Source organism: Microbacterium salsuginis (assembly GCF_012524205.1).
Taxonomy (GTDB): domain Bacteria; phylum Actinomycetota; class Actinomycetes; order Actinomycetales; family Microbacteriaceae; genus Microbacterium; species Microbacterium salsuginis.
Map to the genome: position 1 here is coordinate 259,252 of NZ_JABACI010000002.1, position 13,219 is coordinate 272,470.

General features: G+C 70.9%; 9 protein-coding genes. 4 read left to right on the forward strand and 5 right to left on the reverse strand.

Annotated features, from left to right (window positions below):
- Positions 1 to 32 precede the first annotated feature (32 nt).
- Positions 33 to 1,118 (forward strand): YihY/virulence factor BrkB family protein, encoded by a 1,086-nt coding sequence (locus HF576_RS08335; RefSeq protein WP_168912341.1) that lies wholly within the window; start codon positions 33 to 35, stop codon positions 1,116 to 1,118.
- Positions 1,119 to 1,150: 32 nt separating this feature from the next.
- On the opposite strand, the gene guaB1 is transcribed toward HF576_RS08335, so the two are convergent.
- Complete coding sequence (gene guaB1 / locus HF576_RS08340; protein ID WP_168912342.1) at positions 1,151 to 2,608, reverse strand: GMP reductase; 1,458 nt, start codon at positions 2,606 to 2,608, stop codon at positions 1,151 to 1,153.
- Positions 2,609 to 2,786: 178 nt separating this feature from the next.
- Here guaB1 and HF576_RS08345 point away from each other — a divergent pair, with 178 nt between their 5' ends.
- Positions 2,787 to 6,518: a multifunctional oxoglutarate decarboxylase/oxoglutarate dehydrogenase thiamine pyrophosphate-binding subunit/dihydrolipoyllysine-residue succinyltransferase subunit gene (locus tag HF576_RS08345; RefSeq protein WP_168912343.1), complete on the forward strand. Its 3,732-nt coding sequence runs from the start codon at positions 2,787 to 2,789 to the stop codon at positions 6,516 to 6,518.
- Positions 6,519 to 6,536: 18 nt separating this feature from the next.
- Here HF576_RS08345 and HF576_RS08350 read toward each other — a convergent pair whose 3' ends face one another.
- Positions 6,537 to 7,886, reverse strand: coding sequence for an APC family permease (locus HF576_RS08350; protein WP_168912344.1), 1,350 nt, complete (start codon positions 7,884 to 7,886; stop codon positions 6,537 to 6,539).
- A gap of 92 nt (positions 7,887 to 7,978) precedes the next feature.
- Positions 7,979 to 9,541 carry an FAD-dependent oxidoreductase gene (locus tag HF576_RS08355; protein ID WP_168912345.1) on the reverse strand — a complete coding sequence of 521 codons (1,563 nt, stop codon included), beginning with the start codon at positions 9,539 to 9,541 and terminating at the stop codon, positions 7,979 to 7,981.
- A 90-nt stretch (positions 9,542 to 9,631) separates the two neighbouring features.
- Here HF576_RS08355 and HF576_RS08360 point away from each other — a divergent pair, with 90 nt between their 5' ends.
- Both HF576_RS08360 and HF576_RS08365 read left to right on the forward strand, forming a co-directional pair.
- Positions 9,632 to 11,335 carry an FAD-binding oxidoreductase gene (locus HF576_RS08360; RefSeq protein ID WP_168912346.1) on the forward strand — a complete coding sequence of 568 codons (1,704 nt, stop codon included), beginning with the start codon at positions 9,632 to 9,634 and terminating at the stop codon, positions 11,333 to 11,335.
- Positions 11,332 to 12,237, forward strand: coding sequence for a diacylglycerol kinase (locus tag HF576_RS08365; RefSeq protein WP_168912347.1), 906 nt, complete (start codon positions 11,332 to 11,334; stop codon positions 12,235 to 12,237). Before HF576_RS08360 ends, HF576_RS08365 begins: the two co-directional genes overlap by 4 nt.
- Before the next feature lie 6 nt (positions 12,238 to 12,243).
- Here the strand turns inward: HF576_RS08365 and HF576_RS08370 are convergent, their stop codons facing one another.
- Positions 12,244 to 12,486, reverse strand: a complete 243-nt coding sequence (locus HF576_RS08370; RefSeq protein WP_168912348.1) for a zf-HC2 domain-containing protein — start codon at positions 12,484 to 12,486, stop codon at positions 12,244 to 12,246.
- The gene (locus HF576_RS08375; RefSeq protein WP_168912349.1) at positions 12,483 to 13,190 is read right to left on the reverse strand and encodes a sigma-70 family RNA polymerase sigma factor; all 708 of its coding nucleotides are present in this window, start codon (positions 13,188 to 13,190) and stop codon (positions 12,483 to 12,485) included. The genes HF576_RS08370 and HF576_RS08375 overlap by 4 nt, the downstream gene beginning before the upstream one ends.
- Positions 13,191 to 13,219: the final 29 nt, after the last annotated feature.

Below are 13,219 nucleotides of genomic sequence, written 5' to 3' on the forward strand. Positions count from 1 at the left end.
CTGCGCACACGTGCGCTTCCCACGATGACGGCATGACCGACACGACCGCCGACCGCAGCACCGATCCCCGCACCGCTCCAGACCCGGAGCACCCCGACAAGCCCGACACTCCGCGCGAGGTGGAGAAGCGGTCGTGGAAGTACGTGTTCGTCAAGACCGCGCGCGAGTTCGGCGCGGACGAGTGCACCGACATCGCCGCGGCCCTGACCTATTACGCCGTCCTGGCGCTGTTCCCGGCGCTCCTCGCCGTGTTCTCGATCATCGGCGTCATGGGTCAGGGCGACCAGGCAGTGACCGCGATCGTGGGCATCGTCGAACAGGTCGCACCCGACGCGGCGGAGACGATCCGCGGTCCCTTGGAGGGCTTCGCCGACGCACCCGCCGCAGGCTTCGCACTCGTCACCGGACTGGTACTGGCGATCTGGTCGGCCTCGGGATACGTCAAGGCGTTCAGCAGGGGCATGAATCGGATCTACGAGATCCGCGAAGGGCGTCCGTTCTGGAAGCTCGTCCCGGCGCTCCTGCTCGTGACGGTCATCGGCATCGCCCTGGTCTCTCTCGCCGTGGTCATCCTGGTCGTCTCAGGACCCGTCGCCGACGCCATCGGGTCGGCGCTCGGCCTGAGCGAGGCCGTCGTGACCATCTGGTCGTTCGGCAGATGGGTCGTGCTCGCCTTCATCGTGGTGCTGATGGTCGCGATCCTCTACTACGCGACACCCAACGCGAAGCAGCCCAAGTTCCGGTGGATGAGCCTCGGCGCGCTCCTCGCGATCATCGCGCTCGCGATCGCGTCGCTGCTGTTCGGCGTCTACGTCGCGAACTTCTCGAACTACGACCGCACCTACGGTTCGCTCGCCGGTGTCATCATCTTCCTGCTGTGGCTGTGGATCGCGAACATCGCGCTGCTGTTCGGCGCCGAGTTCGATGCCGAGCTCGAGCGCGGCCGTCAGCTGCAGGCGGGCATCGCGGCCGAGGAGGACATCCAGCTGCCACCACGCGACACGCGCAAGAGTGACAAGGCGTCCGAGAAGGAGCAGAAGGACGTCGCCGAGGGCCGCCGCATTCGCGAGGCACACGCGGACGATGGCAACGACTCCGAGCAGGCGCGAACAGACTGACGGATGCCGCGGGCCGCAGCATCCGGAATCTCCTACCAGCTGACCGGGAGCGCCTTGCCCTCTTCGTAGCCGGCGGCGGACTGCAGTCCGACGCGGGCACGGTCGTGGAACTCGGCCACGGTGGCGGCGCCGGCGTAGGTGAACGACGAGCGCACGCCCGACGTGATCATGTCGAGCAGGTCCTCGAGGCCAGGACGCAGCGGATCGAGGTAGATGCGCGACGACGAGATGCCCTCGGCGAACAGCTCCTTGCGGGCCAGCTCGTACGGGTCCAGGCGGCCGAAGCGCTCGTGGACGGCCTTGGTCGAGGCCATGCCCCACGATTCCTTGTACACGCGCCCGGCCTCGTCGGTCTGCAGCTCCCCGGGCGCCTCGATCGTGCCGGCGAACCAGGAGCCGACCATGACGGATGCCGCTCCCGCCGCGAGCGCGAGCGCGACGTCGCGCGGATAGCGCACTCCCCCGTCGGCCCACACGTGCGCGCCCATGATGCGGGCCGCTTCCGAGGTCTCGAGCACGGCGGAGAACTGCGGGCGGCCGACGGCGGTCATCATGCGCGTGGTGCACATCGCGCCCGGCCCGACGCCGACCTTGAGGATGGTCGCGCCCGCGGTCACGAGGTCGTGCACGCCCTCGGCGGTGACGACGTTGCCGGCGGCGATCGGGATGCCCAGATCGAGGTCGGCCACTTCCCGCAGCGCGCGCAGCATGCCCTCCTGATGACCGTGGGCGGTGTCGACGACGAGGACGTCCACGCCTGCGGCGACGAGCGCCTTGGCCTTCGCGCCGACATCGCCGTTGATCCCCACTGCTGCCGCGACGATGAGACGGCCCGAGGCGTCGACGGCAGGAGTGTAGAGGGTCGAGCGCAGCGCGCTGCGGCGCGACAGGGTGCCGACGAGGTGCCCGTGCTGCAGCACGCACACCGTCTCGGCCCCGGCGGCGACGATCACGTCGAACGCGTGGCGCGCGCTCTCGATGTCGTCCGCGTCCACGGAGGCCGAACGCCCACGGGCGAGGTCGCCGAGCCGGGCATCTGGCAGCGCCGTCGCCAGCCGCGTCGCCGGGATGACCCCGAGGATGCCGTCGGCGTCGACCCTGCCCGATGTGGGGACGGCGACGACGATGCCGTGACCGTCGGATGCGGGAAGCAGGCGTGCGGCGTCGGCCACGGTCGCCTCGGGCGGCAGCACGAGGGGGGTGTCCCACGCGACCGGCTGGTCCTTGACCCACCGGATCGCGGCGTCGAGCTCCTGCAGCGGCATGTCCTGGGGAAGCACGCCGAGCCCGCCCCGCCGAGCGAGAGTCGCGGCCAGGCGTGCGCCGGTCACCGAGTTCATGTTCGCCGAGACGAGAGGAATCGTGGCGGCGGTGCCGTCCCCCGGAGACAGGTCGACGTCCAGGCGGCTGGTGACCGCCGACCTGCGCGGAACCAGGAAGACGTCCGAATACGTCAGGTCGACATCGGGCGCTGCGCCGTAGAACTCCATGACTGCCAAGGGTAGTGACAGTTCCTGTACGGATAACGATGAGCGTTCTTTCAGGCCGCCGGCTCCCGTGCGCCGGGATCGTGCTCCCAGACTGGGCTACGCTTAACAGGCGCGTGCGCGGGCTTCGGAGCCCGCCGCGCGGACCCAGAACTTCACCGATGAAAGCAGGCGATTCAGCGTGTCGAGCCAGGTGACGGGCGTCGGGGTTTCGAACGAGGGAGAGTTCGGAGCCAACGAGTGGCTCGTCGACGAGCTGTACGAACAGTTCAAGATCGACCGGAACTCCGTCGACAAGGCGTGGTGGCCGGTGCTCGAGGCCTACCACCCGGTCGACGGGGAAGGAGCGGCGGCGCCCTCGGCGCCCGCGGCGACCACCGCACCGGCACCCGCGACGGCGGCACCACCGCCGTCGCAGCCGGCGGCCGCCGAGCCCCGCCCTGTGACCGCGCCGATCCCCGTGATCGGCACGCAGCCGGTCGCCCGCACGACGGCTCGCCCCGCCTCGCCGCAGCCGATTCCGGCGCAGGCGCCCAAGTCGCAGCCCTCGTCCCCCGAGGGCACCGCCGAAGACAAGGTCACCGTCCTCAAGGGGATGCCGAAGACCCTGGCGGCGAACATGGACGAGTCGCTCACGGTGCCCACTGCGACGAGCGTGCGCACCGTGCCGGCGAAGCTCATGATCGACAACCGGATCGTGATCAACAACCACATGTCCCGCACGCGCGGCGGCAAGGTGAGCTTCACGCACCTCATCGGCTGGGCGATCATCCAGGCGCTCAAGGAGTTCCCGAGCCAGAACGTCTTCTACGCCGAGGTCGACGGCAAGCCGTCCGTCGTCGCGCCGTCGCACGTGAACCTGGGCATCGCGATCGACCTTCCCCGTCCCGACGGCACTCGCGCACTGCTCGTGCCGAGCATCAAGCGGGCCGACCAGCTGACGTTCGGCGAGTACCTCACCACGTACGAGGACCTCATCAGCCGCGCGCGCAACAACAAGCTCACCGCGGCGGACTTCCAAGGCACCACGATCTCGCTGACCAACCCCGGCGGCATCGGCACCGTCCACTCGGTGCCCCGGCTCATGAAGGGTCAGGGCTGCATCGTCGGCGCCGGCGCCCTCGAGTACCCGGCCGAGTTCCAGGGTGCGAGCGACAAGACGCTCAACGAGCTGGCCATCGGCAAGACGATCACGCTCACGAGCACCTACGACCACCGCGTGATCCAGGGCGCCGGCTCGGGCGAGTTCCTCAAGAAGGTGCACGAGCTGCTCATCGGGCAGCGCGGCTTCTACGAGAGCATCTTCTCCGCTCTGCGCATCCCGTACGCACCCATCCACTGGGCGGCCGACATCAACGTCGACACCGCCGAGCGCGTCGACAAGACCGCGCGGGTGCAGGAGCTCATCAACTCGTTCCGCGTCCGCGGCCACCTGATGGCCGACACCGACCCGCTCGAGTACATGCAGCGCACGCACCCCGACCTCGAGATCGAGAGCCACGGGCTGACGTTCTGGGACCTCGACCGCGAGTTCGTCACGAACGGCTTCGGCGGCAAGCGCCAGATGAAGCTGCGCGACATCCTCGGGGTGCTCCGCGACTCGTACTGCCGCACCATCGGCATCGAGTACATGCACATCCAGGACCCGGGCCAGCGCGCATGGTTCCAGCAGAACGTCGAGGTCAAGTACCAGAAGCCCGGCCACGACGAGCAGCTGCGCATCCTCGACAAGCTGAACCAGGCCGAGGCGTTCGAGACCTTCCTTCAGACGAAGTACGTCGGGCAGAAGCGCTTCAGCCTCGAGGGCGGCGAGTCACTCATCCCCCTTCTCGACGAGATCCTGCAGGGCGCTGCTGAGGCGGGCCTGGACGGCGCGGCGATCGGCATGGCGCACCGCGGCCGCCTGAACGTGCTCACCAACATCGCCGGCAAGACGTACGGCCAGGTCTTCCGCGAGTTCGAGGGATCGGTCGCGATCGGCTCCAAGAGCGGCTCGGGCGACGTCAAGTACCACCTGGGCACCGAGGGCACGTTCGTCGCCGACGGCGACGGCGGCCAGGAGCTGCCGGTCTACCTCGCGGCGAACCCGTCGCACCTCGAGACCGTCGACGGCGTGCTCGAGGGCATCGTGCGGGCCAAGCAGGACCGCAAGCCGATCGGCACCTTCTCGTGGCTGCCCATCCTGGTGCACGGCGACGCCGCATTCGCGGGTCAGGGCGTGGTGGTCGAGACGCTGCAGATGTCGCAGCTGCGCGGCTATCGCACCGGTGGCACGATCCACGTCGTCGTCAACAACCAGGTCGGCTTCACCACGACGCCGGTCGACGCGCGCACCTCGGTGTACGCGACCGACGTCGCCAAGACGATCCAGGCGCCCATCTTCCACGTGAACGGCGACGACCCCGAGGCTGTCACCCGCGTCGCCCAGCTCGCGTTCGCGTACCGCGAGCGGTTCCACCGCGACGTCGTGATCGACCTGGTGTGCTACCGGCGCCGCGGTCACAACGAGGGCGACGACCCGTCGATGACGCAGCCGCTCATGACCAACCTCATCGAGGCGAAGCGCTCGGTCCGCCGCCTCTACACCGAGGCTCTGGTGGGACGCGGCGACATCACCGAGGAGGAGTACGAGAAGGCCAAGCAGGACTTCCAGTACCGCCTCGAGATCGCGTTCGCCGAGACGCACGCGGCCGAGACCGGCTCCTCGCCGGTGGTGGTGCCGGATGCCCCGGCAGAGCCCGCCGCCGGAGAGCCCGAGAGCACCGGGGTCTCGCGCGAGGTGGTGCACCTCATCGGCGACACGTTCGTGAACAAGCCCGACGGCTTCACGGTTCACAACAAGCTGCAGCAGCTGCTCGAGAAGCGTCTCGACATGAGCCGCAACGGCTCGATCGACTGGGGCTTCGGCGAGCTGCTCGCGTTCGGCTCACTGCTGCTGGAGAAGACCAATGTGCGTCTGGCGGGCCAGGACTCGCGCCGCGGCACGTTCGTGCAGCGCCACTCTGTGCTCCACGACCGTGCGAACGGCCAGGAGTGGATCCCGCTGGCGAACCTCAGCGACGATCAGGGGCGGTTCTGGGTCTACGACTCGCTGCTGAGCGAATACGCGGCGATGGCGTTCGAGTACGGCTATTCGGTCGAGCGCGCCGACGCCCTCGTGCTCTGGGAGGCGCAGTTCGGCGACTTCGCCAACGGCGCCCAGTCGGTCATCGACGAGTTCATCTCGTCGGCCGACCAGAAGTGGGGTCAGCAGTCGAGCGTCGTGCTGCTGCTCCCCCACGGCTACGAGGGTCAGGGACCTGACCACTCATCGGGTCGCATCGAGCGCTACCTGCAGATGTGCGCGCAGGACAACATGACAGTGGCCCGGCCCTCCACGCCCGCGTCGTACTTCCACCTGCTGCGCCGGCAGGCCTACGCCCGCCCGCGCCGCCCGCTCGTGGTCTTCACTCCCAAGGCGATGCTGCGTCTGCGCGGCGCGACGAGCCCGGTCGATGACTTCCTGACGGGCAAGTTCGAGCCGGTGCTCGACGACAACCGCGGGCTCGACAAGTCGGCCGTGAAGCGCGTACTGCTGCACTCGGGCAAGATCCACTGGGATCTGCGCGCCGAGCTCGACAAGAACCCGAACCCCGGGATCGCCCTTGTACGCCTGGAGCAGTTCTACCCGGCACCGGTCGCCGAGCTCAACGCCGTCATCGACGCCTACCCGAACGCCGAGCTGGTGTGGGTCCAGGACGAGCCCGAGAACCAGGGCGCCTGGCCGTTCATCGCGCTCGATCTCATGCAGCACCTGAACGGGCGCACGATCCGGCGCGTGTCGCGTCCGGCCGCCGCCTCGACGGCCACCGGGTCGCCCAAGGTCCACGCGGTCGAGCAGGCCGGGATCATTCAGAAGGCGCTGACGCTCTGACGGCGGCGACGCCGGCCGTCACATCGTCCCTGAGCGCGTAGCGCCCAGGGACGATGTGCTTTCTTCCGCTGCCTTCACCTCAGCGGAGAGCGCGGCGGCCGTGCGCGCACGGCGACGGCGACGCACGAGCGTCACGGTCACGGCGGCGGCCGCGAGGATCGCGGCCGGCAGCAGCGACCCGATCGCGAGGGCGAGCATGCCCGCGCACAGGACGGCGGCCACGAGTGCCATCCACCAGCCGGCCGTGCGAGGACGCAGCAGCCGCAGCGCCGCCACCATGCCGACGGCGTAGATCGCGACCATGCTGCTGGTGTGCACGAGGATGAACGGCGTCAGATCCAGGCCCGCCCACAGCATGAGCGCGAAATACACCACGACGACCACGCCGGTGAGACTCAGCGCTCGACGCGGAACGCCACCCGACTCCGCGCCGGCGGCGAACCAGCGCGGGAGGTCTCCGTTGGCGGCGAGGGATGCCCCGAGCTTCGAGAACGCCGCCAGATAGGCGTTCATCACGCCGAGCGCCACGATCGCGGCGATGGCGCCGACCGCGGCGGCTCCGAACCCGGGAGAGCCGAGCCGCGCGAGCTCGAGCAGCGGCACGGCGCCGCCGCCCGCTTCGTCGCCGAGCGCACCCACCGTCACGACCTGCAGCACGAGGTAGCAGACGCCGGTGACGACCAGCGCGATCGCGGTGCCGATGGGGATGGCACGACGCGGATCGCGGAACTCGCCCGAGATGTGCGTGCCGACCTCCCAGCCGGCGAACGCCCAGACGAAGAGACTGACGGCCGTGCCGACGCCCATCCAGCCGTTCGGCAGGAACGGCGTGAAGTTCTGCGGCTCGACCGACGGAGCCGCGAGCGCGACGACGCCCACGACGACCGTGAGCAGGAGTGCGGTGAGCACGAACTGGACCCAGCCGGCGACACGCACGCCGAACGCGTTGATCGCGAACGGCGGCACCAGGATGGCGAGCGCGAGCACCGGCACCAGGGCGCGGTCGACGCCCAGCACGGCGACCACGTACTCGCCCCCGAGCACGGCGACCACGGGGGCACCGGCGCACACCCCGAACAGGAACCAGTACCCGGTCATCCGCGCCGCGGTCCCTCCCAGCGCCCGACGCACGTAGCTCGCGACGCCACCGGGATCGGGATAGCGCGCGGCGAGCACGGCGAACGTCCCGGCCAATGGGATCGACAGGCCGATGACGGCCAGCACCGCGACGATCGAGGCGGGTCCGGCGACCTCGGCGGCGAGCCCCGGCAGCACGAGCAGCCCGGTGCCCAGCACCGACGCGATGTACAGCGCGGTGCCCTGGACGACGCCGAGGGTGCCGCGGGGTGCGTCCGTGTGCGAGGCCATGCTCCCAGTGTCGCGGGGGCGGACGACAGCCGGCCGCGCGTGCGGCGCCGTCCTCGCGCGGATTCCTGCCATTCCGCGCGGCTCGCCGCCCGTCAGCCGGCGTCGAGCGGCTCCACGCCGGCACGGGCGAAGGCGGCGGCTGCGGCATCCGTCGACGCGGTCCTGTCCGCCTCCACCAGGCCCAGGCGCGTCCGCCGGTCGAGGAGATCGTCGATGCTCAGCGCGCCTTCCACCGCGATCCCCCACTGCAGCTCCTGCGCGGTGACGCCCCGGGCCGCGGCGGGACCGTCCGGGAGGCCGCGCGCGAACGTCGCTTCGGCGCCGTATCGTCGCACGAACCGCGCGGGCGCGGCGATCTCGCCGAGCCTGTTCCGTGGCCAGGCGCCTACGAGCGGCACCGTGCGCGTACGCGACGATCGGGCAGGGAATCCGGGATCTCGGCGGATGACCTCGTCGACGGCGTCCTCTGCCATGCGCCGGTACGTCGTGAGCTTGCCGCCCACGACGTTCAGCAGCCCGGATGCCGACTCGATGACGGCATGCCGGCGCGACAGGTCGCTCGTGTCGTCGTCGCGCACGGCGTCCAGGAGCGGCCGCAGTCCTGCGAAGGTGGCGACGACGTCGTCGCGCCGCAGCGGTTCGGCGAGCACCGTGTTGACGGTGTCCAGGAGGGTGTCGATCTCGGCATCCGTCGCGAGGGCCACCTCGGGCACCGGCCCGTCGGCCGGGACGTCGGTCAGCCCGATATAGGTGCGCCCGTGCATGGCGGGCAGCGTGAAGACGAAGCGACTCGACGACCCCGCGACGGGCACCGCGAGCGACGCGTCCGCTCCGCCCAGACGATGCGTCTCGACCACGAGATGCGTGCCCCGGCTAGGGCGCAGCCGGACATCCGGGGCGAGCTCGCCCGCCCACACGCCGGTGGCGCTGACCACGGCGCGCGCCCGCACGGCGAGAATGTGCCCCGTCACCGCGTCACGCAGCTGAGCGCCGTCTCCGCTCGCCGACACCGCCTCGACCCGCGTGAGGACGGATGCCCCGTACCCGGCCGCAGTCCGTGCGACCGCGACGACCAGCCGGGCGTCATCGATGAGCTGGCCGTCCCAGCCGCGCACGGCGCCACGGAGGGCGCCGGCGCGCACCGCCGGAACGAGCCGCAGCGTCTCGGCACGCCCCACCGCCGAGGGCCCGTGAAGGAGCGTGCCCGGTGTGCCGACGACCCTCCGCAGACCGTCGCCCAGTCCGTAGCCGAGTCCGATGTACGCGCCGCGGCTCGCCCCGCCGGGCTCGTACAGCGGCACGATCTGCGCGAGCGGGCGCGTGAGGTGCGGCGCCGTCCGCGTCATGAGCACATGACGTTCGCTCGCGCTCTCGTGGGCGATGCCGAATTGTCCCGTCGCGAGGTAGCGCAGTCCGCCGTGCACCAGCTTGGAGCTGAAGCGGCTCGTGCCGTGAGCGAGATCGTGCCGTTCGACCAGCACCGTGCGCAGGCCGCGGCTCGCGGCATCCAGCGCGATCCCCACCCCGGTGATGCCGCCGCCGATCACGAGGACGTCGATCTCGGGGCCCTCCGCGAGTGCCTCGAGTTCGCGTGCGCGTCGCGCGGCCGTCAGTGCGGAGGGGAACGCCGTGCGGCCGATGATGTGGGTCTGCACCCTCACACTATGGCGCAGCCCGCGGGCGCGTGATGGCGCGAGGGCGCAACGAGTCGCGCCGACCGCGGGTCGCGGTGCGATACTGGCCCGATGCCGACGACGCCACCCGACGCGACGCCGCCTCACCCGCTCGCAGTCCCGGCTCCGCGTCCGCGGTCGGCGTGGGACGCGTGGGGCACGAAGCCCGCCCACCTGCCCGCCGGCGCGAAGGCGCTGATCGCGACGCTCATCCCCGGCAAGGCGCATCCGGTCCCGCGTCGCGCGCGGCCGGTGCTCACGGCTTCGCGGCTCACCGACGAAGACCTCGCCGCCTTCGCCGCAGTGGTCGGACCCGCGAATGCGACACGCGACGACGCGGATCGCATCCTCCATCTCGGCGGCAAGAGCACACCGGATCTGCTGCGCCGGCGCCTGGACGAACGCCAGGCTGCGCCCGATGGCGTCGTCTCGCCCGCGGGGCACGACGAGGTCGTCGCCGTCCTGGCCGTCTGCGTCGAGCGGCGCATCGCCGTCGTGCCGTTCGGCGGCGGCACCTCGGTCGTCGCCGGCGTCGAACCTGAACGCGGCGCGCATCGCGCGGTCGTCGCCCTGGATCTGGTGCGCACGGCTGCCCTGCTCGACCTCGACGAGACGTCGCTGCTCGCGGCCTTCGGCGCCGGCACCACAGGGCCGCAGGCCGAGGAGCTGCTCGCCGCGCGCGGCTATACGCTCGGCCATTTCCCGCAGAGCTTCGAGTACGCCTCGCTCGGCGGCTACGCCGCGACCCGCTCGAGCGGCCAGGCTTCGCGTGGCTACGGTCGCTTCGACGACCTCGTCCACGCCCTGCGCATCGCCGCGCCGGCGGGCGAGCTCACGCTCGGCCGCTCCCCCGCCAGCGCCGCGGGGCCGGACCTGCGCCAGCTCTTCCTCGGCTCGGAGGGGGCGCTGGGAGTCCTGACCGAGGTCACGGTCCGCATCCGGCCCCTCCCCGTCGCCACCGCGTACCGCGCATGGACGTTCCCCGACTTCGCCGCGGGCGCCGCGGCGCTGCGCGAGGCGACGCACAGAGGAGTTCGTCCCACTGTCCTGCGTCTGAGCGACGAGACCGAGACGCGCGTGAACGCCGTGCTGGGCGGCCATCTCACACGGATGAGCGGATGCCTCGCCGTCGCCACCGTCGACGGCACGAGCCCCGCCGAGGCCGAAGCCGTCTGCGCGGCGCTCGACACGATCTTCCGCGCGCACGGCGCGAAGCCGCGCGGCGAGGATCCTGCGCGCTCGTGGGAACGCGGCCGGTTCTCATCGCCGGCGCTGCGCGACACCCTCATGGACGTCGGCGTGCTCGCCGAGACGCTCGAGACCGCGACGACGTGGGCGCGCCTGCCCGCCTTGAAGGATGCCGTGACCGCGGCACTCGCGAGCAGCCTGACCTCCACCGGCACCAAGCCGATCGTCCTGTGCCACATCTCGCACGTCTACCCGGCCGGCGCCTCCCTGTACTTCACCGTCGTCGCCGCGCTGGCCGAGGATCCGCAGACCCAATGGAGGAGGGCGAAGGATGCCGCGTCCCGCGCCATCGGCGACGCCTACGGGACGATCACGCACCACCACGCCGTGGGCCGGGATCACCGGCCGTACCTGGCAGCCGAGATCGGTGACCTCGGAGTCGAGATCCTCCGCGCGGTGAAGGCCACCCTCGACCCTCACGGGATCATGAACCCCGGGGCACTGGTGCCGCCGGGCTCCGACACGTTCTCGGACGCAGACACGGCGCCCACCCACACGCCCAGCCCCCCGGCACCGCCCAGCGCATGAAGGTCGCACTCCTCGCCAACCCGGCCGCCCGCGCCGGCGCGCACGCGGGCGCGGCCATGCGCGCCGCCGGGCGGCTGCGCGAGCACGGCGTTCAGACCGCGATCGTCAGCGGCGGCAGCGCTGACGAGTCCTCGTCACTGCTGCGCACCGCCATCGACGTCGGCGTCGACGCGGTGGCCGTCGCGGGCGGCGACGGCACCGTCCACCTCGCCCTCCAGCTGCTGGCGGGCACCGGCATCCCGCTCGGCATCATCCCGGTAGGCACCGGCAACGACTTCGCGGCCACGCTGGGACTGCGCGAGCTCGACGTCGTCGCGGCCGCCGACGCCATCGCCGCCGGGGCGACGCGCCGGGTCGACCTCGCACGCGTCACCCGCGCCGACGGCACGGCCGCCTACTTCGGGTCGGTACTCGCGAGCGGATTCGACTCGAAGGTCAACGACCGGGCGAACGCGATGCGGTGGCCGCGCGGCGGGTCACGGTACAACATCGCGATCCTCCGCGAGTTCGTGGCACTGCGCGGCATCCCCTACGAGATCGTCCTCGAGCTCGCGGACGGGACGAGCGAGCGGTTCACCGGCGACCTCGTGATGGCGACGGTCGGCAACGGCCGCACCTACGGCGGCGGCATCCCGATCTGCCCGGATGCCGATCCCGCCGACGGGCTGCTCGACATCGTGACCGTCCGGCCGGCCGGACGGCTGCGGCTGCTCCGCCTGCTGCCGCGCGTCTACCGCGGCACGCACGCGAGCGTGCCCGAGGTCACGATGCGGCGAGCACGCTCAGCGCGTCTGTCCGCGCCCGGCGTGACGGCCTACGCCGACGGCGATCCCATCGGGGCGCTGCCGCTGACGATCGATGTCGCGCGAGGAGCGCTCACCGTCTTCAGCCCGCGGGTCTGACGCCGCTCAGTGCGCGGCCTGCACCGCGCGCAGCTTCGCGAGGACCTGGTCGCGCAGCTCTTCGGGAGCCGACTCCTTGCAGGCACGCGCGACGACCTCGGTGAGGGTACGCGCCACCAGCGCCTCGTCGCGGCAGCCCGCGCAGTTCTCCAAGTGCTCCGCGATGTCGGAGTGCTCGGTCTTGCAGACCTCGTGGCGCAGGTACTCCTCCAGGTCGCGCCGCGCCTTCTCGCAGCCGCAATCGCTCATTTCGTGCTCCTCGTGGCGGCGGGGGTGATGCCGCGCTCTCTTGCGTAGTCGGCCAGCAGTTCACGAAGCATTCGCCTGCCACGGTGCAGACGGCTCATGACCGTGCCGATGGGGGTCTTCATGATGTCGGCGATCTCCTGGTAGGCGAAGCCCTCGACGTCGGCGAGGTACACCGCCAGCCGGAAATCCTCCGGGATGGACTGCAGCGCGTCCTTGACGACCGAAGCCGGCATGTGGTCGATCGCCTCAGCCTCGGCCGAGCGCGTGCTCGTGGCCGTCGTGGATTCCGCGCCGCCGAGCTGCCAGTCCTCGAGCTCGTCGATCGTGCCCTGATAGGGCTCGCGCTGCTTCTTGCGGTAGGTGTTGATATAGGTATTCGTGAGGATCCGATAGAGCCACGCCTTCAGGTTCGTGCCCTGCGTGAACGTCTTCCAGGACGCGAACGCCTTGACGAACGTCTCCTGCACGAGATCCGCCGCATCGGCGGGATTGCGCGTCATGCGCATGGCCGCGGCGTACAGCTGATCCATGAAGGGCAGCGCCTGCTCTTCGAACTGGGTTCGCGGATCCAGTGCCTTGTCGCTCTCGTGGGCCTGGTCGATCGAGTCGCTCATCACGCGCCAGTCTACGGTGGCGTCTGCCAGGGCCCCTGTGGCCTGACGGAGGGATCCCTCGAGGTCGAGGCGATCGAGAGTGGCGAACATCCGGCTCCGCTCGTGTGATGGGTCGTCGT

Coding starts and splice junctions, on each gene's coding strand:
- HF576_RS08335 (WP_168912341.1), top strand. CDS start 33: ATGACCGACACGACCGCCGACCGCAGCACCGATCCCCGCACCGCTCCA.
- guaB1 (WP_168912342.1), bottom strand. CDS start 2,608: ATGGAGTTCTACGGCGCAGCGCCCGATGTCGACCTGACGTATTCGGAC.
- HF576_RS08350 (WP_168912344.1), bottom strand. CDS start 7,886: ATGGCCTCGCACACGGACGCACCCCGCGGCACCCTCGGCGTCGTCCAG.
- HF576_RS08360 (WP_168912346.1), top strand. CDS start 9,632: ATGCCGACGACGCCACCCGACGCGACGCCGCCTCACCCGCTCGCAGTC.
- HF576_RS08365 (WP_168912347.1), top strand. CDS start 11,332: ATGAAGGTCGCACTCCTCGCCAACCCGGCCGCCCGCGCCGGCGCGCAC.
- HF576_RS08370 (WP_168912348.1), bottom strand. CDS start 12,486: ATGAGCGATTGCGGCTGCGAGAAGGCGCGGCGCGACCTGGAGGAGTAC.
- HF576_RS08375 (WP_168912349.1), bottom strand. CDS start 13,190: ATGTTCGCCACTCTCGATCGCCTCGACCTCGAGGGATCCCTCCGTCAG.